The following is a 22575-nucleotide window of genomic DNA, read 5'->3' as shown; positions in this document are numbered from 1 at the left end:
ATTCCTGGCGGCTCGGGTAAGAACCACGCTCCTGATCTGCCCTCTTTCCCATGGACATGCTGCTGATGGGTCGCACCTTGCGCTTGATACATTACTGGCTGACCGCGTTCACGCTGGTCACCGTCGCCATGGTCGCTGTCACCGGCGTGCTGCTGGCTTTGAAAAAGGATTTTGACGTCCTGCAAGCGCCGACGGCGCAAGCGAGTGCGCCTGGTCTGCCGAGCACGCCGCTCGATGCATTGCTGGCGGCGGTTGCCAGCCAAGAGGGGAGGGACCGGCTGGACTGGCGCGATGTCGATCGCATCGATGTCAGGCCCGATGACGGCCTCGCCAAGGTGATCCTCAATGATCGGACCGAATATCAGGTCGATCTGCATTCGCTGGAGGTGCTCCAGACCGGCTATCGCACATCCGATTTCATCGAGACGCTCCACGATTTCAGCATCCTGGGCGGCTGGGGCAAATATCTGCTGTCGGTACCGACCGGCGTCGCGCTGCTGATCCTGTGGGGGACCGGCGCCTATATGTTCATCAAGCCGATGCTGGTGCGGCGGCGCAAGCGGCTGGCCAAGGCCGCTGCCCGCGCGCGCTAGTCGAAACGCAGCCCGACGCGCCAGAGCCGTCCGGGCGAGGGCAGGCCCGCCTGCGGAAAGATCTGCGCGTCGGTGAGATTGTCGACCGCGAAGGTGACCAGCAACTGATGCTTGCCCAGCTGCGCGACCGGGATTGCCGCGCGCAACGCGATCTCGGCGGCGGCAGGCAGATCCACGCTTTGGCCGGTCGCATCCAGGTCGATCGCCTTGCCCACCCCGCGCAACTCGGCGCGTAGATCGAACTGGCCGTGCACATTCCAGTCGAGCACCGCCAGGGCCTCGAATGACGGGCGTTGCGGCAGGCGGCGCACCGCAGCGCTGCCGGCATCCGCCCGCGCGCTGAGCACCGTGCCGGAAAGCTCGAGGCGCAGCGTATCGGAAAGATCGTGCACGATGCTGGCATCAACGCCGAAGCTTGTCGCACCCGACAGGTTGAACCGCTGGCGGCGGCCATCGGCCAGCACGCGCTGGGCCAGCGTATCTTCCGAGCGGATCAGGAACGGGTTGAGCGTCAGCGAAAGGCCGGATCGGGTCCATCGCAGCTCCGCATCGGTCAGCCAGGCCTGTTCGGGCCGGAGGTCAGGATTGAGCACAAACCGCCCCAGCGCCTCGCCGAACAGCTCGCGTGCGGTGGGAAACCGTGTGCGCCGCCCGCCGCTGAGCGTCAGCACTGCATCATCGCCCAGATCGAAGCGGAATGCGGCCGACGCTGCGCCCGCATCGAGCGAAGGCTGGCGGGGCTTGTCTCCGGTCAGCGGGTTGTCGACCGCGTCATAGGCCGCCCCGAAGGTCGCGCGGACCCCTGGCGCCAGTTCCGCGTCAGCCTCGACCCCGGCGCTATGGAGATTTTGGCGATATTTCAGGCGGGGGCCGGCCATGGCCGAGGGAAAATCGGTTTCGACCTGGCGGTGCGTGCTCGTCTGGGCCGACGCCGCCCAGCGCAGGTGCAAAGGCCCAAGCCGATGGGCAAAAGTGATGCGCCCGCCGAGCGTGCTGTCATCATCCTCCTGCGTGCGCCGCAGCGCGGCATAGTTGACGCTGCGATATTGCGCGATCCGCTGGCTGAACTCCTGCCGCCATGCGGTTGCCAGCAACTCGGCATCTCCGCCAAGAGCGACGCCCAGGTTCAGCGTCGCCTGGGTCAGCGCGATATCGGGATAGCGCCAAAAGCGCACCCCGGCCTCTGCCGGACGATCCGATTCGGGCGCAATGCCCCGCTCGGCGGCCAGATGCAGCAGCGAAGCCCTCAGGCGCACATCGCCGATGCTGGTGCCCAGCGCGGCAAAAAGGCTGCCTGCATCGAGATCGCTGTTGGTCCGCCGGTCGCGCGAGGGCTGGCTGAAGCGCAATGGACCCGCCAGCGGCTCGGCATCGCGGGTGATACCGCCCGCAGCAAATGTCGCCTCGATAGCGCCGATCTTCTCCGCCAGCACGACCGATGCGCTGCCCGAACCGAGGCTGCCCGCCTCGGCATGGGCAAAGCTGCCTTGCGCGCTTTGTCGTGTCTGGAAATCGACGACACCGGCGACGGTGTTGGCACCATATTCGATCGGTGCAGCGCCCTTGATGACGCGCACATTGCCGAGCAGGCCAGCCGGAAGCAGCCCTAGATCGACCCGCCCATCCCAGGGCACCGCCAGCGGCGCGCCATCGAGAAACACCTGTGTCTGGCGCTCCTCGGCACCGCGGATCCGCGCCACGGTTTCGCCGCGCGAATTGGCGCGCACGGTCACCCCGGCCACCCCCCGCAGCACATCGGCCACAGTCCGGGGCTGGCGGTCCACCAGCGTATCGATGGTGATCACCGTCTGCGGCGGCAGAACCCGTTCTTCCGGGGCGTGGGCCGTGACCGTGATCGGTGGCAGCCTGGTCTGCGCGCCTGCCGTGCCGATCGTCAGCACGGCCTGCGCCACAACAGAGCAGGCTGCCAGCGCCCTTGTCGTCACTCCTTCGCCGGATCAGCCACCGGCACAGCTTGCGGTCTGCGCACGATCTGCGCCAATCCCGCTGCGCCAAGCCGTGTATTGAGATCGGGCAGACCAGTGCCGATCGCCTGATCGAGCGCCGCCAGTTGCTTGTCCAGTTCCGCCGAAAGGCTTGCGAACACCGCCTCGCTCTGGTCGGTCGGCCGCGCTTCTGCGCTTTCTGCTACCCCGATCAGTCCGGCCAGCTTGTCGTTGAGCATGATCGGATAGTTGAGCGGGTCCTGACGCGAGCGGTTGCGCACCTGGTAGAGCTGGCCCTCGATCTCGCTCAGCCGGCTGTCGAAACCTGCCAGCGCCGTGCGCAGCGCCGCATCGGCAGCCGGGTTGGCGGCAGCCGCAGCCGTCTGTTCCTTGATCCCGCGGATCAGCAGCACCGCTTCGTTCGCCTGGCTCACCCGCTTGCTCACGCGATTGGAAAAATCGAACCGTGCGACCAGATCCGCCTGGGTGACCCCCGTGAGGCGCGGGTCCGACCGGATTTCGAAGGGCTGGGTGAAGCTTTTGCCATCGACCGTCAGCCGCGCCTGATACTGGCCCGGGACGGCGGTGATGCCGTTGTTGCGGCTGGTCCAAAGGATCATGCCGGGGAAATCGGTGAAACCAGGATGCCGCATCTTCCACACGAACCGGTTCAGGCCGGGCTTCATCGTTGTGGTGACAGCCGGGCGCGGCTTGAACGGATCGTCGTCGTCCTCGTCCTTTTTCTTGTCGTCCTTTTTCGGCTCCACCGGATTGCCGGCGAAGCTCTGGATCAGCGCGCCGTCGGGTCCGAGGATTTCGAGCGCCAGCTGCTTGGGCCGGGCGGGGAGGAAATAGTCGATCGCAACGCCTTCATCGACCTCGCGCACCGCAGGCGCAGGAGCGAACAACCGCTCGGTCCGCGCCGCGCCGCTTTCCAGCTGGCGCAGCACGCCGATATTGTCGAGCACCCAGAACGAGCGGCCATGCGTTGCGATCACCAGATCATTGGCGGTCACGGCAAGGTCGGAGACCTGGACGGCGGGCAGGTTGCGCTGCAGCTTGCGCCAGTCCTTGCCGGCGTTGAACGAAACCCACACGCCGCGTTCGGTGCCAAGATACAGCAGGCCCGGACGCTTGGGGTCCTCGCGGATGCTGCGCGCCATCTCGTCGGCGGGAAGGCCAGCCGCGATCGACGTCCAGCTGCGCCCGTAATCGGTCGTCTTCAGCACATAGGGCTTGAAGTCACCCAGCAGGTGGCGATGGCCGGTAAGGTACGCGGTGCCATCGGCATGCGGCGAATCCTCGACCGTGGTGATCTTCACATATTGCGGCAGCAGCCTGGGCGTCACATTGCTCCATTTCGCACCGCCATCGCGCGTCACATGCACCAGGCCATCGTCCGACCCCGCCCAGATCAGGCCGCGCTCGCGCCGCGACGGGGCCAGCGCAAAGACGGTGGCATAGGTTTCCACGCCGGTCTGGTCACGGGTGATCGGTCCGCCCGACGGACCCAGCGTCTTGGGATCGGCCAGGGTCAGGTCGGGGCTGATCTTCTCCCAGCTCTGGCCCTCGTTGCGACTGCGCCAGACATGCTGCGAGGTGACGTACAGGCTCTTGGGATCGTGCGGATCGAAGACGATCGGGAAGGTCCACTGGAACCGCTCGGCAACTTCGCTGGCCGAATAGCCCATCGGGTTGTCGGGCAGGACATTGATCGCGCGGGCCTGACCGGTTGCGCGGTCATAGCGGTCGAGCGTGCCGCCATAGCTGCCCGCATAGAAGATTTCGGGGTTGAGTGGATCGTTGGTGACATAGCCGCTCTCGCCGCCGCCTGCAGCAAAGCCATATTGGCCGCCCAGCACGTTGACATGCTTCCAGTCGCGCGAGGGCACGCAGATGGTCGAATTGTCCTGCTGCCCGCCGCAGACGAAATAGGGGAAGTGGTTGCTGATCGACACACGATACATCTGTGCGGTCGCATAATTCTGCCGCGTCCAGCTTTCGCCGCCATTGACGCTGACATTGGCCCCGCCGTCGTTGGACTGGATCATCCGCTGGTTGTTGGCAGGGTCGATCCACAGGTCGTGATTGTCGCCATGCGGCACCTTGATCTTGGTCAGCGTCGCACCTGCATCGTCCGACCGGAAGAAATCGACGTTGAGGATATAGACCCGGTCCTTGACCACCGGATCGGCGAGCAGGCGGGAGTAGTAGAAGGCTCGCTGACGCAGGTCGCGGCTGTCATTGGCCCGCCGCCAGCTGGCACCGGCGTCGTCCGACACGTACAGACCGCCTTCCTCGGCATGCTCGACAATCGCATAGACACGGGTTGCGTCCACCGGCGATACGCTGACCCCGATCTTGCCGATCAGGCCTTTTTGCGGCAGCCCCGGCGCGCGGGTCAGCTCGGTCCAGTTTTCGCCGCCATCGGTGCTGTGAAACAGCCCGCTGCCCGGCCCGCCCGAGCTCATGCCCCAGGGCTTGCGCCAGGCTTCCCAGAGCGCCGCGTACATGTTGCGGGGGTTTTTCGGATCGATCGACACATCGACCGCGCCGGTCTTCGGGTCGCGGTACAGCACCTTGCGCCAGCTCTTTCCGCCATCGGTGGTCTTGAAGACCCCGCGTTCGGCATTCGGCTCACCATAATGGCCGAAACCGGCAACAAAGGCAGTGTCGCAATTGGCCGGATCGATCCGCACGCGCGCGAAATTCTGCACATCCGCCAGGCCGATCTTGGCCCAGGTCTTGCCCGCGTCGATCGATTTCCACACGCCGTTGCCGGGCAGGATGTTGCCGCGCAGCTGCGTTTCACCGGTGGTCAGATAGACGATATCGGGATTCGCCTCGCACACCGCGACACCGCCCACCGAGGCGGTATCGAGCTGCCCGTCGGTGACAGCCTTCCAGCTCTGGCCGCCATCGGTCGTCTTCCACAGGCCGCCACCGACGGCGGTGAAATAATATTCGTTCGGGCGCGCCGCGCTGCCGCTGGCAGAGATCGAGCGGCCACCGCGATCGGGGCCGATATTGCGCCAGGTCAGCGAGGTGAAATAAGCCTGCTCATCCTCTGGCAGCGGGGCGTCTGCGGCCTCTTCAGCCTTTTTCAGTTCATTCGCGTCCTGCGCCATTACCGCGCCGACCGGCAGCCAGCAAAATGCCAGCCCGATCATTTTTGGCCCCAGTTTCATGCTCTCACCCCTTTATCGCAAGCCTGAACGCGGCTGCCGACCAGCGGACATTCGCGGCTTTTCGTGTTGCGCGGACCATCGGGCCGAGTCCGGAGAAAATCAAGCCAGATCACAGCGTTGCGAGACGAGATGAACAGCGCGCCTGCTCCTGGCGGAGCGGATCTGCCAGATTCGCGTGCGCCTCAGCCAGGCCGGTGCAGCATGGGCTCGCGCGGTTGCTTCCAGAAGGGCAGCACAACATGCCCGCAGCGGACCGACCGCAGCGCCAGGACGACGCCGGTGGCGGTGCACAGCAGGCAGGGGATCAGCTATGCTTCCAGCCCAAAACTGCCGCCGTTCGACGAAGCGCGCAAAGCCGACATAGATCCACATCGCCAGCGCGATCATGGCTGCACCGGCAACGGCGTGCTGCCGTGTTCCAGCACCTGCGGCGAACATCGCCCACGCCTAGATCAAGCCACGCGCCAGCAGAGGGTCCCTGGCGATCTCGGCTTGCTCGGCGCGCTGCATCTGCTCGATCAGCTGGGCGAAGGCCTCGTTCTGCGACAGCCAGACTTGCCCTGTCAGATCGCCGATCAGGTGCGATCGCTCCAGCGCGTCCATGACCGGTCCCTTGACCTCGGACAGGTGCAGCGCAACCCCCGCATCGCCCAGACGGTGGTTGATCGCCTCCAGGCTCTCGAGCGCAGAGGCGTCGATCGCATTCACCGCCGATGCCATCAGCACCAGATGCTGCAGCTGCGGATGTTCGGCCACCTGTTCGAGCACGAATTCCTCCAGCCAGCGGGCGTTGAGATAGGTCAGGCTCTCGTCGATGCGGATAGTCAGGATGCGCGGATCGGTGAACACGCTGTGGCGGAGGATGTTTCGGAAATGCTCGGTCCCCGGAACGCGCCCGACCACGGCGGCGTGCGGCCGCGATGCGCGCCACAGGAACAGCCCGAGCGACAGGCCGACGCCCGCAATCACGCCCGGCTCTACCCCGACCAGGAGCGTCACCAGGATCGTCGCAGCCATCGCTGCGAAATCCGCGCGCGAATAGCGCCAGATGTGGCGCGGCGTCTTCAGATCGACCAGGCTGAGCACCGCGACAATGATCGTCGCGGCCAGGGTGGCGATGGGCAGCGAGGCGAGATAGGGGGTAAGGAACAGCGCGGCGATGGCGATACCGATCGCGGTAAATGCCCCCGCGGCTGGCGTTTCTGCCCCGGCATCGAAATTGACCACCGAACGGGCAAAGCCGCCAGTCACCGGATAGCCGCCGGTAAAGGCCGCCGCGACATTCGCCGCGCCCAGGCCGATCAGCTCCTGATCCGGATTGATCCGCTGGCGCTTCTTGGCCGCCAGCGTCTGTGCCACCGAGACGCTTTCGACAAAGCCGATGATGCTGAGCAGCAGCGCCGGAATGGCGAGTTGCTGCCACAGGGCCACGTCGAACAGCGGCAGGGTGAGCGGCGGCAGGCTCTGCGGGATCTGCCCCACGGTCTTCACCCCCGCCGCCTCAAGATCGAGCAGCAGCACCGAAAGCGTGGAGACGGCCACTGCAGCGATCGGCCCTGCCTTCGCGCTCAGGTCGGCGACGCGCGGCTTCATGCCCATGCTGACCAGCAGCGGCTTCAATCCCTTGCGCACCCAGAACAGAAAGGCGGTCGAGGCACCGCCGATGATCAGCGTCGGCATGTTGGTCGCTGGCAGGTTTGCCGCGAGCGTCGATACCAGCTCGGGCAGCGCTTCTCCGCTCGCCTTGATGCCCAGGATCGATTTGAGCTGGCTGGTCGCGATGATCAGGCCCGATGCGGTGATGAAGCCCGACACCACCGGATGCGAGAGCAGATTGGCCAGAAAGCCCAGCCGCAATATCCCCATCGCCAGCAGGATCAGGCCGGAAAGCAGCGCAAGCACCAGCGCGGCAGCGATGAACTCGGCGCTCCCCGGAACCGCGACACTGCTCGCTGCGGTCAGCGTCATCAGCGAGATCACCGCGACCGGGCCGACGGCAAGCGCCCTGCTGGTGCCAAACAGCGCATAGGCGATGATCGGTAGGATCGAGGCATAGAGGCCGATCTCCGGCGGCAAGCCTGCCAGCATGGCATAGGCCAGGCTCTGCGGGATCAGCATGATCGTGACGATCCCCGCTGCCACCAGATCATTGGTCAGCGTGGTGCCATTATAGGCGCGGCCCCATTCGAGCACCGGCAGAAAGCGGGAAAGACGCATGGGCTCAGCTGCCGATCCTGTGCGGCCTGACCATCCATTCGCGCCCCTTGAGCATGCCGTGCCAATAGACCGGCGGCAGGATAGTATCCTTGAGCAGCCATGCCAGCCGCGATGGCCGGGTGCCGTCGATCAGCCATTTGGGAAAGCTTGGCAGCAGCTTGCCGCCATAGCCGAACTCGGCGAGCACGATCTTGCCCGATTCCACCGTCAGCGGGCAGCTGCCATAGCCATCATAATCGGCCACCGGCGGCTTGCCCTCCAGCGCCGCCAGCACGTTGACCGCAACCACGGGCGCCTGTTTGCGCGCGGCGGCCATGGTCTTGGCGTTGGACGCCGAGCACGCATCGCCCAGCGCAAAGATATTGGCATAGCGGGTATGGCGCAGCGTCGCCTCGTCGACATCGATAAAGCCGGAGGCCGCTGCGAGCGGGCTTGAGCGGATGAAATCGGGCGCAGTCTGCGGCGGTACGACATGGATCATGTCGAAGCGCTCCTCGATCCGCTCGACCTGGTCCCCGCGCTTCTGCTCGAACGTCGCCATTCCCGCCGGGCCGTCAATGGCCACAAGCTTCGATTCAAAGTTCAGATGCGCGTTGTAGCGCTCGACATATTCCATCAGCGCGGGGACATAGGCGGGCACGCCGAACAGCACCGCGCCTGCGGTGTGAAACTGCACGTCGATGCGCGAGAGGATGCCGGCCTTTTCCCAGCGGGTGCAGGAAAGATACATCGCCTTTTGCGGCGCACCGGCACATTTGATCGGCATCGGTGGCTGGGTGAACAGCGCGCGTCCACCCTGCAGGGCGTCCACCAGCTTTCGGGTATAGGGCGCAAGGTCATAGCCGTAATTGGACGTGACATTGTTGCGGCCCAAAGTCTCACGCAGACCGGGAATGGCATCCCAGTCCAGCTTGATGCCGGGACAGGCGACGAGCACGCGGTAGCGCACATCGGTGCCATCGCTCAGGATCACGCGGTCGTCGTCGGGCGCAAAGCCGCTCGCCGAGGCGTGAATCCAGGTAGCACCATGGGGCATCACCGATGCCTGCGACCGCCGCGTGACCGCAGCATCGAAAATGCCGCCGCCGACCATGGTCCAGCCCGGCTGATAATAATGCACGTCCGAAGGCTCGATGATCGCAATCGACAGGCCGGGCTTGCGCTTGAGCAGGCTGGCAGCGGTGGCGATCCCCGCGCTGCCACCGCCGACGATGACGACGTCAAAGATACTGGTCGCAGGTTGCGACGCGATGTGCGGCGCACCGGAAGTCGGTTCAAGGGGGCGGCTATTCTGCATGGTCATGTCCTCTCCGCGCGCTGGCGGAAATCTGGCTATCGGGCGGTGAAACGGTGGATCGCCATGCCTGCCAGCATCGCGGCCATGAACATCCCCGCCTGCATCGGTGCTATGGCTAGATCGGCTATGGCAGGCCCCGGACAGAGCCCGCCAATGCCCCAGCCTGCGCCAAAGATCAGCGCGCCGATGGCGAGCCTGGCATCGATGCGGCGCGTCTCGGGCAGGTCGAAGCGGCTGACCGCGATCGGCGCGGTCATGCGCCGCTGGATGGCCCAGGCGATCACCATCACCAGCATCGCCCCGCCCATGACAAAGGCCAATGTCGGATCCCAGTTCCCGCCGAGGTCAAGAAACGCCTGCACGCGCTGCGGATCGGCCATGCCCGAGACGGCCAGCCCTGCGCCGAACAATGTTCCTGCGATCAAGGCAATCGCGTTCCGCTTCACAACAGGCCACCTGCGCGCAGCAGCGCGACCGTCACGAAACCGCTGGCCATGAACAGCGCGGTCGCCACCAGCGAGCGGGGCGACAGGCGCGACAAGCCGCACACGCCATGGCCGCTGGTGCAGCCCGAGCCCAGCCGCGTGCCATAGCCGACCAGCAGCCCGCCGATCAGCAGCGGCCAGATGCTTGCCGGAAACCGCGTCACCACGGGCCCTGCCAACAAGCTGACGAGCAGCCCGCCCAGCGGCAGGCCGATGATGAAGGCGATGGCAATGCTGCGCGGCGCGCCGCTGGCCGATAGCCCGACCGCGCGCGCGGCAAGCCCGCTGACCCCGGCGATCCGCCCCAGCACCAGCAGCATGATCGCAGCCGACAGGCCGATCATCAGCCCGCCCGCCAGTCCTTGCAGCGGCATTGCGTCAGGAAATCCGGGCAATGTCATAGCGCATCGAGCGGAATCTTGAGATAGCGCACGCCATTGTCCTCGGCCTGCGGCAGATGCCCGGCGCGCATGTTGACCTGTACCGAGGGCAGGATCAGGCGCGGCATGTCCAGCGTCGCATCGCGCGCCTCGCGCATCGCGACGAACGCGTCCTCGCTGATACCGTCATGCGCGTGGACATTGTTGGCGCGCTGCTCGGCCACGGTCGTCTCCCAAGTGAAATGCTCGCGGCCCTTGGGCAGATAATCATGACACATGAACAGCCGCGTATCGCCGGGCAGTTCGAGGATGCGGCGCAGCGACCGGAACAGGGTGCGCGCGTCGCCACCGGGGAAATCGCAGCGCGCGGTGCCGTAATCGGGCATGAACATCGTGTCGCCAACGAAGACCGCATCGCCGATGACATAGGCGATATCGGCAGGCGTATGGCCGGGCACGTGCAGCACGGTCACGTCCAGATTGCCAATCCTGAAATGGTCGCCGTCGTGAAACAGCGCGTCGAAATCGCTGCCATCGCGCTGGAATTCGCTGCCCGCGTTGAACAGCTTGCCGAAAACAGTCTGCACCAGCGTGATCGAGGCGCCGATGGCGATCTTCCCACCCAGTTTCTGCTGCAGATAGGGCGCGGCAGACAGGTGATCGGCATGGGCATGCGTTTCCAGCAGCCAGTCGATGACGAGGTCCTTTTCCGCGACATAGGCCAGGATGGCATCTGCCGAGGCGAAGGCGGTGCGACCTGAAGCGGGATCATAGTCCAGCACGCTGTCTATCACTGCACCGCGCAGGGTTTCGGGATCGTGGACGACATAGGACACGGTGTTGGTGTCATGATCGAAAAAGGCCTTGATCACGGGCACGCCGACCTGCGCGGTCTTCACCTGCTGGACAGCAGAGGCAAGGGCGGGGTCTGACATGGTGGCGTCCTCTTAAAATTCATATTTACATAAAATATGTAATTCACTAAATGGGGATCGTCAAGGGAATTGATCTGGCCCCCATTGATGTGAGATGGCGCACCGCATGACTGATCCCGAGGCCCGTACCGCAACCGTTGCCCGTCCGCTGCGGATCGGCGATGTCGCACCCGATTTTTCCGCCCGCACCACGCAGGGCATCCGGCGGCTTGGCGACTATCGCGGCCAATGGCTGGTGTTCTTTTCGCACCCGGCTGATTTCACCCCGGTCTGCACCACCGAGTTTATCGGGCTGCAGCAGGCGGCAGAGCGATTTGCAGCGATGAATTGCGCGTTGCTGGGGCTTTCGGTGGACAGCCTTTACGCCCATCACGCCTGGCTGCGCGCGATCGAGACGGGCTTTGGCGTCGCGATCGGCTTTCCCGTGGTCGAGGACCCCTCGATGGCCATCGGTCGTGCCTATGGGATGATCGACGAACAGGCGCAGAGCAGCGCGGCGATGCGCTGCACCTATTTCATCGATCCGCAGGGCGTGGTGCGCGCCATCACCGTCTATCCGCACAATGTCGGCCGATCGGTCGAGGAAATGCTGCGCCTGCTCGCCGCGCTGCAGCGCGCGGATGCCGGTGACGTGATGACGCCCGAGGGCTGGCAGCCGGGCCATGAACTGCTCCGGGCGCCCGACCCGGAAGCGCCGCCACTTGCCGATGCCTCCGACTGGTTCTGCCAGAAGGTCGCCGACGCGTGACCGCGTTGTATGGCAACCGCGCGCTGGCCGATGCGATGAGCGAGAAACTGCGCGTCTTCGCCCAGCCGCAGCGGCTGATGATCCTGTCGTGCCTGGTTCAGGGCGAGAAGAGCGTCAGCGAGATCGATGCGATGACGGCGATCGGCCAGCCCGCGCTCAGCCAGCAGCTTGCCGAATTGCGCCGGGCTGACTTGGTGCGCGCGCGCCGCGCTGCCAAGCAGGTCCATTATTCGCTCGCGGACGATGATGTCGCGCTGTGCGTGCGCACCATGGAAGCGATGATGGGGGAGGGGCGTACCGGCGCCGGCCTGCAACAGGTGTTGAGCCTGCCTGCAGCACCCGCACCGCAAACCATGGTGCCTCTAGGCGCAGCCGGTTTCGCCCGTATCGGCTAGGCCGCTCTGCAGGGCGGGGAGGCCTCGCTAAAAATCCACGGTGAGGAACATCGTGACCTGGCGCGGGGCATTGACCTGATAGCTGCCGCTACCGACCAGCGCGAGGTCGTAGGTGTTGGTGACGTTGAGCATCGTCACCCTGAGCAGCGCAGGATTGTCGCCCAGATCGAAACGCCAGCGGACTCCGGCGTCGATCGTGGTGCGCGCAGGCAGGATGACGAGATTGCGCGTGTCCGCCGCGCGCGTGCCGCGATGAGAGACGTTGAGCGTCAGCTGCACGCCCTCGACGCCCGGCAGGCTGTATTGCGTCGCCAGCGTCAGGATCTGCGATGGCTGGCCCAGCGGGCGCCGTCCGACCCGTCCCTGTTCGACAGCCTCGCCGGTCACGCGCGGCTTCATCAGCACGGCCCCTGCGACAACGGTAAGGCGCGGGAACAGCGCGCCGGTGGCGGAGAGCTCCAGTCCGCGATGGCGCACATCGCCCAGTTCGCGGAACACATTGGCATTGTCGGCGGCGAAATAGGGTTTTCGCACATCGAACAGCCCGGCGACCAGGCTCATCCCGCCGGGGATTTTCCAGCGCAATCCCGCATCGACCTGGCGCGTCAGGATTGCAGGCAGGGCTTCGGTGCGGTTGGCGGCATTGTCCGGCGCGATGCCGCTTTCCTCCAGCCCGCGGGTATAGCCGCCGTAAAAGGCGAGGCGCTTCGTGGCCTCGATCGAGGCAGTGACATTGGGCAGCCACGCTTCGTCATCGGTGCGCGCCAGCGCCGCGCCGGGGCGGTCGACGCGCTTGCGATACCAGGTGTGCTGCAGCCCGACGCTGAGCCCGCCCATGCCCTGCCAGCGTCCGTCATAGGCCAGGCCCGCAATCGCCTGACGCACGGTCTCGCCGGTCTGGGGGTTGAAGGCGAAATCGGGCTCGGGACCATCGAGCACGGCCTCGACCGGCGCGCGCGCATAGCTGATCGATGCGCCGCCGCCATAGCGGCTCACCCGCTCGCGCCCGCGCAGCGCCGCGTGCAGCGTGTGGCGGCGCGGCCCTTCGGTGAAGCTCTTGCTGATCCTGAATTCGCCGCTGGTCCCGGCGAGCGAGAGCGGCGGGTCGCTGGTGACGCGGCGGACCGCCGTGCCATCGGGCCGCAATGCGGTGAAGTTCGTGGCGAAGTTGGTGGCGCTGTCCGATGTCGAGCGGAACAGACCCGCCGCCAGATCCCAGCCGCCGCCCAGCCGCGCCTTGGTCAGCGCGCCATAATGCTGCACGGTGTTGCGCTGGTCCGTCCATTCGGGTCCGGGAAACCTGCGGCGTTCGATCCGCGGCGGCAGGAACGCGCCTTCGGGCGTGTAAAGCGGCGCGGCCTCGCGATTGTACAGGTCGATGCGGCTCCAGAACGGGATGACCTCGATATTGCGTCCAGGTTGCCAGCGCGCGGCCAGCGCGTAGGAGCCGAAGAACGACTGGTTGCCGGGGGCGAGTTCATCGACGAACCCGGCAGCGCCGGCGACCAGGCTCAGCCGGTCCTTGACCACCGGGATCTGCGCATCGATCTCCAGCCGCCCGCCGCCCCAGCTGTTGAGGCCCAGCATCGTGCTGACCACCAGGTCATTGCCCGCCGGGCGGATCTTGTAATCGACAATGCCGGTGGGCGCGGGGAAGAGATAGTTCTGCGCGGTGAGGCCGACGCGCACGACATTGCTTTGCACCAGCCGGTCGGTGAACGCTGCGGGGCGATCGAAATACAGGCCTTCCAGCCGGATGTTGTTGGCGGTGACGGGCGAGAAGCCGCGCACGTCATTGCCGCTGTACAGCCCGACACGCTCGTTGCCGATGCTGGTACCGAAAGCGTCCTCCGCCCCGGCAGCCGCATTGTCGCCGACACGCTGCGCGTGCGCGGCAGGACTGGTCGCGAGGCTAGCCGCCGATAGCAGGATCGAAACGCGGAACGCGCTGCAATTCCTCAGGGCCAAAGGGTTTCTCGCTGAAAAGATAGTCATAATAGAACTCGCGCAAGCGCTGGTGATAGGCGCGGATGCGCATCTGATAGTCCAACTGGGCGGCCACATCGGTCCTTGCCAGTTGTGTCATGGCCTGGGCAAGCCCGGCAGGCGGCAGCAGCCATCCGGCAAGCCTGGCGAGGTCGGCGCGGCGCTCGATCCCCTCACGATAGGCCTGCGATTGCTGCGCAACATGCCGGTCGCCCAGATGCTGGAAGGCGAAATACCATTTCCAGTGAAAGGTGGGCGGGATTGCCGCGCCCGATGCGTAGCGCGGATACAGCTTCAGGAAGTCGCGCATCGTCTGGTCGCGCGGACGATCCCAGCCGGCATGGACATGTTCGCGGTTCTCGCGCGCCAGCGCCGCGCCATCGGGGACCGCCACGGCGGCGTTGATCGCGAGGTTGGCCCCGGCGGGCGCGACCAGGGTGAGCGCGAACCAGATCGCGGCGAGCGAGGCGGCGTGCACCGCCGAGCGTCCGCCCCGCCGCGCGACCAGCAGGACGATGGCGGTCCACAGAAGTACGACGAGCACGATCAGCCCGGCAAAGCCCAGTGCGCGCAAGGGCGCTGTACCGGCAATGATCGCGCCTGCGAAAAACGGCAGCAGAAGCGCAGCGAGCACGCCGCCGACGCGCACGAGCACGCGCGCGGTCCACAGGCGCTTGCGCGCCTGGGGCAGCGCCGCGAGCGCATGATAGCGTCCGGCCTCGCGTTCGCCCGACCACAGGTCATGCAGCAGCGCGATCAGCACCAGCGGCGCAAGATAGACCGCGACAAAGGCCAGATCGAACCGGCCAGGCAGCGCCAGTTCGGGGTTGGCGGCCTCGTTCTCATAGATCTGCGCTTCCAGAGCCAGCGCGCGCACGCGCAGCATGGCGGGCGCGATATCGCGGCTGCCGAGCGCGGCAAAGGCAAGATCCGATGGCGAATCCCAGGTCGGCTGAAAGCCGTAATAGGCGCCGGAGCCTGCATCCGCGACAAAGGCGGAAAGCGCGCGTTCCTCTGCAGTCTGTCCGGCGAGCATCCGGTCGATCGCCGCGCGGTCGCGTGCGACGCTGGCGAGGCCCAGCGCCACGCTGGCAGCGCTGCACAGCACCAGCAGCGCCAGCGCCAGAAGGGCCGATCGGCTGCGCATCAGCAGCCACAGTTCGCGGGTAATGTTGCTCATGCGTCGGCTCTTTCCAGCCGGCGGCTGGCACGAACCAGCAGCCCGAATGCCAGCGCGATCCACAGCGCCACAATGGCGAGCGGCCAGGCCATGCCGCTCGCGCGTTGGGACGGCGTCGGCGCATCGAAGCGGAAATCGGGGATGGACTTCCAGAAATCTGCCGAGATGCGCGTGCGGCGGTCGGCAATCGGGTCCTTGCTGCGCGCGGCATCATCGGCGCTGGCCACCGCCGATGCCTGCAGGCCGTTCAGCTTCTGCACCATGTCATAGCGATAGGCCTCGGCTGCCGCGAGAAAGGCGAGATGGGTGCCGAGGTCAGTCGCCGCCCCGGTCATCGACGCGCGGCGCACGGCAAGGGCAGGGCTGACCAGCCCCAGCGCCGTCAGCTGATCGGTCTGGGCATTCTGGATTGCGGCGGCGCGCGCGGCATAGTGCTTGAACAGCTGTGATGTCAGCCGTTCTCCTTCCTGCGCCAGCACGCCGCGATAATTGAACGGCAGATCCTCGACCCTGGTCACGCCATATCGGGCGAGCAGCTTCGCCTTGAACGCAGCAAAATGCGGGTCATTGGGATTGTGGCTGTCACCGATGCGCCGCAGGTCTGCGGCGATCGCGAATTCGGTATCGACCCGGCTGGGCAGGGGCTCTGCCACGCCCACCCAGGCCGCTGCCGCGCGCGGGACCAGCACGACGACGATCGCCCAGGCCGCAATCAGCGTCACCAGCGCACCCTGCGCGCTGGCCGCAAGGGCTGAAACCGCCGTGATCAGCAGCACCCAGACCAGCAGATAGCCGCTATAGGAAAGCGCGGTGAGCGCTGCGATACCCGCTTCGCTCGGCTGCTGCGCTGCGGCCCAGCCGAGCGCTGCAAAGGCAGGCAGCATTGCCAGCACCGCTGCAGCACCCAGCGCCATGGCCTTTCCGCCGAGGATGGCCGCGCCGCTGGCGCCATGCGCCGCCAGTGCCCTCAGGCTGCCCCGCTCCCGTTCGCGCGCCACGCTGGCAAAGCCCAGGAAGATGAGCAGCAGCGGGGCGAGCGTCTGCAGCACAAAGGCCGGGGTGAGCTGGCCGAAGCGCACCAGATCGGAAGATTCGCGCGCTGCGCCGAAGGTGGCGCTGTTCTGCCGATGGCCTTCCAGGAACAGCAGCGTGCCGGTAAAGGCATCGACCCCAGGGTCGAAGGCGGCGAGCGGCCCCACCGGGCGCAGCGCATAGGTGCCATAATGCACCATCCGGTGCGGGTGCCGGTCGGGCTGCGCCTTGAACTGCGCGTCGGTCGCGGCCTGGGCTTCTGCGCGGATCTTTGCTGCAGCCGTCATCTGCGTGGCCGACGTCACCGCTGCGATCGCCGACAGCAGCAGCAGCGTGGCGACGCCGACCAGCGCCAGGCGCGATCGCAGCATCAGGCGCAGTTCGGCGCCCGCTATGGTCAGCACCTGGCTCATCGCACTCTCGCAAAGCCGTCGTGCAGGGCGTTGAGGTCAAAGCGCGGCTCGCCGCTCTGCGCTGCCCATTCGCTGGCGATCCGCCCGCCCGAGATCAGCCCGATCCGGTCTGCGGTATCGGCAGCGCCCAGCAGGTCGTGCGTCACCATCAGCACCGCCACCCCGCGCTTGGCGAGCGTTTCGAGCAGCGCGTGGAAGTCGGCCGACGCGGCAGGGTCCAGACCCGAAGTGGGCTCGTCGAGCAGCAGCAGCGGCGTATCGCGCAGCATGGCGAGCGCGATGGCGGTCTTCTGGCGCATGCCCTTGGAAAAATTGCCCGCGCGCTGGTCCCAGGCTGTCGCTGCGAGGCCCACCGACTGGAAAGCCGCTTCCACCTCTGCGCGGGTCCGGCGGCAATCGGCGACCTTGAGCAGGTAATCGACATTCTCGCGCGCGCTCAGATGATCGTAAAGCGCGACATTTTCGGGCAGATAGGCGATCTGCGCGCGTACCGCATCGATCTGGCCTTCAGGGTCCTGTCCACCCACGGTCAAGGTCCCGTCGGTGCGGCTCAGAAAGCCCAGGATCGCAAACAGCGTGGTCGATTTGCCCGCGCCGTTGCCGCCGAGCAAGGCATAGATTTCCCCGGCGGCGAGGGTCAGCGACAGGCCATCGACGATGCGCTTGCCGCCGCGCTCGACGACAAGCTGATCGATCACCAGAACCGGGTTGGACATGGACAGGACCTTCTAGAATGTCAGCCGCAGCGCCACGGACGCCGCGCGCGGCGTGCCGGGCTGCACCCACAATTGGGCGAAGCTGTTGGTATAGTATACTGTATCAAACAAATTGGTGACGTCAGCAAAAATTTCCACATTCTCAATGACCTTCCACGCCGCGAACAGGCGAACCAGCGTATAGTCGGGCAGATCGAAGGTCGTGCCGGTCTCACCCAGCCGCGTGCCGACATGCTGAACCCCGCCGCCCAGCGTCAGCCGGGTATCGCCGATGGCGAAGGCGCGCGACGCCTGCAGGCTCAGCGTATGGCGGGGGATGTTGATCAGCCGGTCACCCTTGCGGATCGGGAGGCCGAAATTGAGATCGGCGACATCCTGCCGTGCCTCGGCATCGACATAGGCATAAGAGAACCACAGATCGATATCGCCGGGTAGCTTGCCCATCAGGTCGACTTCCAGGCCCCGGCTGCGCGCCTTGCCGATCGGCAGCGAAAAGCCCGGATTGGCGGGGTCCGCTGCCAGCACATTCGACTTGGAAAGGGTGAACAGCGATACGGTGCCTTGCAGCGCATCGTCGAACAGCCCGAATTTCGCGCCGACTTCGGCCGATTTGCTGGTTTCCGGGTCGAACAGCGTGCCAGCCGCAGTCGCGCCCAGATTGGCGCGGAAGCCTTCGCCATAGGCGGCGTAGAGGGACACGGCGGGCGAGGCGGTGTAGACGATCCCGGCCTGCGGGCTGAACCTGCTGTAGCTGCGGCTGGCCGCGACAGTGTTGGCCCGGTTGAGGCTTTCCACCGTGATGTCGTCAAACCGCCCGCCGAGCCTGATCTGCAGCGAATCGCTGAGCGTGATCTGATCCTGGACATAGGCGCCTACTGCGCGCTGCTGGTCCAGCCGGTTGGTCTGCGGGCCGGGATTGGGCAGCGGGAACCGGCCATAGACCGGATTGAACACGTCGATATCGTTGGTGGCCTGCGCGGTGGTCGTCGCGCCGATCGCTGCCGGGCGGAAGCGCAGGAAGAGCTGCGAATTATCGAACTCGTCATAATCGACGCCCATCAGCACCCGGTGCGTCAGGCTGCCGGTGGCAAAGCGCCCCGCGACTTCGCCGCGCACGACGAAATGCTCGCCTTCATAGTTGCGGAAGCGCCGCTGGCGCGACAGCGAACGGCCGTCGCGGAACAGACGCTGGCGCGCGGTGGCGAGCTCGGGCTCGGTCGAAAAGCCTTCCAGCCGCGTTTCGCGATACTGGGTGCCGATCAGCAGGCTCCAGTCCTCGCTGAACTTGTGGTCGAACTGCACCTGATGACCTGTCGCATCGGCCTCGATCGGGCCATCGCCCGGCTCGCCGAAAAAGTCGCGGCGCGATACGCGGCCCAGCACGCCGCCGATGGCAATGGTACCCCGGTCGAAATCGGCCTCTTGCCGGGTGAGCTCCAGATCATAGCTGACCGTCGTGTCATCGCCGAGCCTGAACACGAACGAGGGCAGGAACCCGACCCGCTCCGACCCGATCGTGCGGCGGAAACTGTCCGATTTCTCGTAGAACCCGATGAGGCGAACGGCAGCGATTTCACCCACCGCAATATTCACATCGGCATCGGCGCGGCGACGGTCGAAGCTGCCCGCGAGCACGTTGATGCGGCCGCGCGTGTCGAAATCCGCGCGCTTGGTGACGATGTTCACGGTGCCGCCAGGCTCGCCGCGGCCGAACAGCGCGGCATTGGGCCCCTTCAGCACTTCGATCCGCTCCACCCCGGCGACGTCACGCGTTCCGCCAAAGCCGCGTCCGCCGTTGAAGCCGTTGACCAGATAGCCGGAAGGCAGGTTTTCGTCGCCGGCAAAGCCGCGCACCGCATAGGCATCCCACAGGCCGCCAAAATTGTTCTGCCGCGCCACCGATGCCGACAGGTCGAGCGCGTCGACCAGCCGGGTCAGGTTGTTGGCATCGATCAGTTCCTGCCCGATCTGGGTGATCGCCTGCGGCGTTTCGCGCAGGGTAAAGTCCCCGCGATAGGCCTGGCGCTGGCCGGTCACCACGATGTTATCGGCAGCATCGATATCCTCCGCCGCAGCCGCTTCATCCTGCGCCAGCGCCTGGCTGGGCAGCCCCAGCGCCCCCATGGCGACCAGCGGAAACCAGCAACTGACAACGCAAACTTTCTTCATCGATTTCCCCCTCAAGGCGAATGGATATGGTGGAATCTGATCGCCAGCGGCCCGCGAGATACATTATATCATCGCGCAATCAACCATTTTGTGGCGACGGGCTTCGGCTCAGCGATCAGAGTGCAGACAGGCCGGCAAGCCCGGCGTTGCGGATCAGCTCATGGGATGGCGGGCAGGGGTATCGATCACCAGCACCAGTCGCCGCTCGCCGCTGTCTTCGATCGGTGGCGAGCGGTGCATGCAGGCGCGGTGGCCTGCCCCGAATTGATGCCCCTTGAACAAGGCGACCGCGCCCGTCGCGATGCGGAGCAGCGGTGCGTCCGGATCGTCGCCTAGAGTATAGTCGGTCCCCGGCCCGGCCAGGGTGCAGATCAGCCGCAGATCGGTATAGTCGGCGTGCACCTTGCGGCAGGCATTGCCGGTTACCCCCTCCAGCCGCACCCGCACCGTGTCGCACCCCATCAATGCGGCAAAGCGCGTCGCAAGGTCGGTGATGGCCGCCCCCAGGCTCTGCGGCAACGGTGGCAGGGCTGCGAGCAGATCGGCGGGGCGACCAGCGGCGCGATGGCCGAAGGGGGCGATACCGAGCAGCGGCTCGATATCGCCCCGCGGCAGCAGCACCGCATCCTCGTCAATCACGATCCGGGTTTGGGGATGGCGGATCGCGTCCCAGCGCTGGTGGGCTTGTGCGCGGGGGGTGAGAAGGTTCAGCGCTGCCATGGCTCAGGCACTCTCCAGAATGCGGGCAACTTCGCCCCATGCGGGGAAGGGATCGGGAAGCGCCTGCCAGCTTTCGGGGGTATAGCCGTCCGCATCGACCAGGCATCGATCCAGCCCGGCGCGCAGCCGCGCCTCGTCCATGTCGATGCCGATGAACACCAGCTCCTGCCGCCGGTCGCCCCATTCGCTGTCCCAGTTGTGCGCGACGAAATCCTCGAACTGATTGTCGTGCGGCCACTGGTTCTTGGGGACAGAGGCCCACCATCGCCCCAGCCGTGCGGTCATCGTCTGCGATCCCGCCACCGCCAGCTCGCCAACCCAGGCCGGGCGCGTCGCCAGCCAGAAAAACCCCTTGGCGCGCACGACGCCTTCCAGCCCGTCGCCGGTCAGGAAATCATAAAAGGCCTGCGGCGCGAACGGACGCCGCGCGCGGTAGACGAAGCTTTCGATGCCATATTCCTCGCTTTCCGGCCGATGGCTGGCATAGCCGTAAAGCTCCTTGGCCCAGAGCGGATGTTCGGCGGCGCGCTCGTCATCGAACAGGCCGGTGCCCAGGATCTGCCTGAGATCGACCTGCGACCGGTCTGCCGTGATGATGCGTGCATCGGCGTTGAGCGAAGCGCACAATTTGGTGACCGTGGCGAGATGGTCAGCGCTGACATCCGATGCCTTGTTGACGATGATGACATCGGCAAATTCGATCTGCTCGACCAGCAGGCCGACCAGACTGCGGGTGTCATCTTCGCCCAGCGATTCGCCGCGATCAGCCAGAAATTCCGCGCTGGAATAATCGTTGAGCAGATTCACCGCATCGACCACGGTGACCATCGTGTCGAGCGTTGCGACATCGCCCAGGCATTCGCCTGCCTCGTCGCGAAAGCTGAACGTCGCTGCGACCGGAAGGGGTTCCGAAATGCCGGTACTTTCGATCACCAGATAATCGAAACGGCCCGCCTGTGCGAGCGCGCGCACTTCCTTCAGCAGATCATCGCGCAGCGTGCAGCAGATGCAGCCATTGGTCATCTCGACCAGCTCCTCGCTCGCCCGGCTGAGCGCAGCCTCGCCGCCGCGCACCAGGGCGGCGTCGATATTCACCTCGGACATGTCGTTGACGATCACCGCGACGCGCAGACCTTCGACATTGGCCAGAATATGGTTGAGCAAGGTGGTCTTGCCCGCGCCCAGAAAGCCGGACAGCACCGTTACGGGCAGCTTGGCGGTGGAGGCGGGGTCGGGCATCGGCATGGGCAACCTTTCTGGGACTTGATATGTAATGTTATATCATTATAGACTGTCGTCGAACTGCACAAGTGGAGAAATGTGCCCATGCCTACCCGCCGCCATGGTCGCCCCGGCGCCGCCCCGAAGACCACCGATCTGGCGGAAGGCGTTGCGATCACGGCATCTTTGCTGTGCCTGGCGCATTGCCTGTTGCTGCCGCTGCTGCTCGCCTGGTCTCCGACGGTCAGCCGCACGCTGGACCTGCCGTTCGACCTGCATCTGTGGATCGTTCTGCTCGCCGGACCGGTCAGTCTCTCGATCCTGCTGAAGGCGGCGCGGCAGAACCGCCTGCTGGTCATGTCGGTTGGGCTGACTGGCTTGGCGTTGCTGGTGCTCGCGCTGGTGTTGCCGGTGACAGAGCCGGCGGAGGTCGCCATCAGCAGCTCGGGTAGCGTGCTTCTGGCCATCGCGCACCTCACCAACTGGTTCGCGCGGCACCCCAGGGGACAGTTGCATGGATGAACCAAGGCCCGCCTTGTCGCAACTGCGAACAAAGGCTTTGCCAAGCCGTCACGATATGTTGTAACGTTGCTCAACTTTCGAGAAGGGGTGTGTTCATGCGTATCGTGGCAGCAGCAATCACCGGTTTTGCAGCGCTTGTGGCGATCCCTCAGGCGGCCAGTGCCTGTGATCTGGAGGGCTTCGGCTATACCCGGATGAACCCCTTCGCCCAGCATACCGCCTGGAATGTGCCCGCTGAACAGCAGGCGCAGCAGAGCCAGCCGCAGGACAAGGCAGCGACGAGCAGCGCGAGCAGCAACGATGCGGCATCGCAGCCTCGCCAGGCCAGCACTGCCAGCACTCGGTCCACCGCGCAGGCCGCAGCCATCACGCCGGTTTCGGTAGAGGCCAGCGCCAGCCAGTCGCAATGGTTTACCGCGACCAAGGACTGAG

At 65.7% G+C, this 22575-nt stretch carries 19 protein-coding genes; 5 read left to right on the top strand and 14 right to left on the bottom strand.

Annotated elements, in window-relative coordinates:
* Positions 1-77 precede the first annotated feature (77 nt).
* Positions 78-593, top strand: a complete 516-nt coding sequence (locus OU999_07880) for a PepSY domain-containing protein (protein WAC25090.1) — start codon at positions 78-80, stop codon at positions 591-593.
* Here OU999_07880 and OU999_07875 read toward each other — a convergent pair.
* The 7 genes from OU999_07875 to OU999_07845 form a co-directional block, all read right to left on the bottom strand.
* Entirely contained in the window at positions 590-2539 is a 1950-nt protein-coding gene (locus OU999_07875) for a TonB-dependent receptor (GenBank protein ID WAC25089.1), read from the bottom strand. The genes OU999_07880 and OU999_07875 overlap by 4 nt on opposite strands.
* Positions 2536-5727, bottom strand: a complete 3192-nt coding sequence (locus tag OU999_07870; GenBank protein ID WAC25088.1) for a glycosyl hydrolase — start codon at positions 5725-5727, stop codon at positions 2536-2538. The genes OU999_07875 and OU999_07870 overlap by 4 nt, the downstream gene beginning before the upstream one ends.
* A gap of 447 nt (positions 5728-6174) precedes the next feature.
* Positions 6175-7944: a sulfate permease gene (gene sulP, locus OU999_07865; GenBank protein WAC25087.1), complete on the bottom strand. Its 1770-nt coding sequence runs from the start codon at positions 7942-7944 to the stop codon at positions 6175-6177.
* Positions 7945-7948: 4 nt separating this feature from the next.
* Entirely contained in the window at positions 7949-9247 is a 1299-nt protein-coding gene (locus OU999_07860) for an FAD/NAD(P)-binding oxidoreductase (protein WAC25086.1), read from the bottom strand.
* A 29-nt stretch (positions 9248-9276) separates the two neighbouring features.
* Positions 9277-9687 carry a YeeE/YedE family protein gene (locus OU999_07855; GenBank protein WAC25085.1) on the bottom strand — a complete coding sequence of 137 codons (411 nt, stop codon included), beginning with the start codon at positions 9685-9687 and terminating at the stop codon, positions 9277-9279.
* The gene (locus tag OU999_07850; protein WAC25084.1) at positions 9684-10127 is read right to left on the bottom strand and encodes a YeeE/YedE thiosulfate transporter family protein; all 444 of its coding nucleotides are present in this window, start codon (positions 10125-10127) and stop codon (positions 9684-9686) included. The genes OU999_07855 and OU999_07850 overlap by 4 nt, the downstream gene beginning before the upstream one ends.
* On the bottom strand, positions 10124-11041 hold the full coding sequence (locus OU999_07845) for an MBL fold metallo-hydrolase (GenBank protein ID WAC25083.1): 918 nt from the start codon (positions 11039-11041) through the stop codon (positions 10124-10126). The genes OU999_07850 and OU999_07845 overlap by 4 nt, the downstream gene beginning before the upstream one ends.
* Positions 11042-11147: 106 nt before the next feature.
* Between OU999_07845 and OU999_07840 the strand changes: the two genes are divergently transcribed.
* Positions 11148-11789 carry a peroxiredoxin gene (locus OU999_07840; GenBank protein WAC25082.1) on the top strand — a complete coding sequence of 214 codons (642 nt, stop codon included), beginning with the start codon at positions 11148-11150 and terminating at the stop codon, positions 11787-11789.
* On the top strand, positions 11786-12184 hold the full coding sequence (locus OU999_07835; protein ID WAC25081.1) for a metalloregulator ArsR/SmtB family transcription factor: 399 nt from the start codon (positions 11786-11788) through the stop codon (positions 12182-12184). The genes OU999_07840 and OU999_07835 overlap by 4 nt, the downstream gene beginning before the upstream one ends.
* A 27-nt stretch (positions 12185-12211) precedes the next feature.
* On the opposite strand, the gene OU999_07830 is transcribed toward OU999_07835, so the two are convergent.
* From OU999_07830 to OU999_07800, 7 genes are all read right to left on the bottom strand, one after another.
* The gene (locus OU999_07830) at positions 12212-14152 is read right to left on the bottom strand and encodes a TonB-dependent receptor (GenBank protein WAC25080.1); all 1941 of its coding nucleotides are present in this window, start codon (positions 14150-14152) and stop codon (positions 12212-12214) included.
* Positions 14097-15350 (bottom strand): DUF3526 domain-containing protein, encoded by a 1254-nt coding sequence (locus tag OU999_07825; GenBank protein WAC25079.1) that lies wholly within the window; start codon positions 15348-15350, stop codon positions 14097-14099. Before OU999_07825 ends, OU999_07830 begins: the two co-directional genes overlap by 56 nt.
* Positions 15347-16795, bottom strand: a complete 1449-nt coding sequence (locus tag OU999_07820; GenBank protein ID WAC25078.1) for a DUF3526 domain-containing protein — start codon at positions 16793-16795, stop codon at positions 15347-15349. Before OU999_07820 ends, OU999_07825 begins: the two co-directional genes overlap by 4 nt.
* Complete coding sequence (locus OU999_07815) at positions 16792-17511, bottom strand: ABC transporter ATP-binding protein (GenBank protein ID WAC25077.1); 720 nt, start codon at positions 17509-17511, stop codon at positions 16792-16794. The genes OU999_07820 and OU999_07815 overlap by 4 nt, the downstream gene beginning before the upstream one ends.
* A 12-nt stretch (positions 17512-17523) precedes the next feature.
* Complete coding sequence (locus OU999_07810) at positions 17524-19680, bottom strand: TonB-dependent siderophore receptor (protein ID WAC25076.1); 2157 nt, start codon at positions 19678-19680, stop codon at positions 17524-17526.
* 153 nt (positions 19681-19833) lie between these two features.
* A complete protein-coding gene (locus tag OU999_07805; GenBank protein WAC25075.1) occupies positions 19834-20400 on the bottom strand; it encodes a DUF1826 domain-containing protein in 567 nt (188 codons plus the stop codon).
* A 3-nt stretch (positions 20401-20403) separates the two neighbouring features.
* Positions 20404-21645: a GTP-binding protein gene (locus OU999_07800; protein ID WAC25074.1), complete on the bottom strand. Its 1242-nt coding sequence runs from the start codon at positions 21643-21645 to the stop codon at positions 20404-20406.
* 81 nt (positions 21646-21726) lie between these two features.
* On the opposite strand from OU999_07800, the gene OU999_07795 reads away from it, so the two are divergent.
* The gene (locus OU999_07795; protein WAC25073.1) at positions 21727-22143 is read left to right on the top strand and encodes a MerC family mercury resistance protein; all 417 of its coding nucleotides are present in this window, start codon (positions 21727-21729) and stop codon (positions 22141-22143) included.
* A gap of 95 nt (positions 22144-22238) precedes the next feature.
* Positions 22239-22574, top strand: a complete 336-nt coding sequence (locus OU999_07790; GenBank protein WAC25072.1) for a hypothetical protein — start codon at positions 22239-22241, stop codon at positions 22572-22574.
* The last annotated feature ends 1 nt before the right edge of the window (position 22575 follow it).

The sequence above is a fragment of the Blastomonas sp. SL216 genome (assembly GCA_026625625.1).
Lineage (GTDB): Bacteria > Pseudomonadota > Alphaproteobacteria > Sphingomonadales > Sphingomonadaceae > Blastomonas.
Note: the sequence above shows the minus strand (reverse complement) of the source record. Positions and strands in the feature narration are given on the sequence as shown.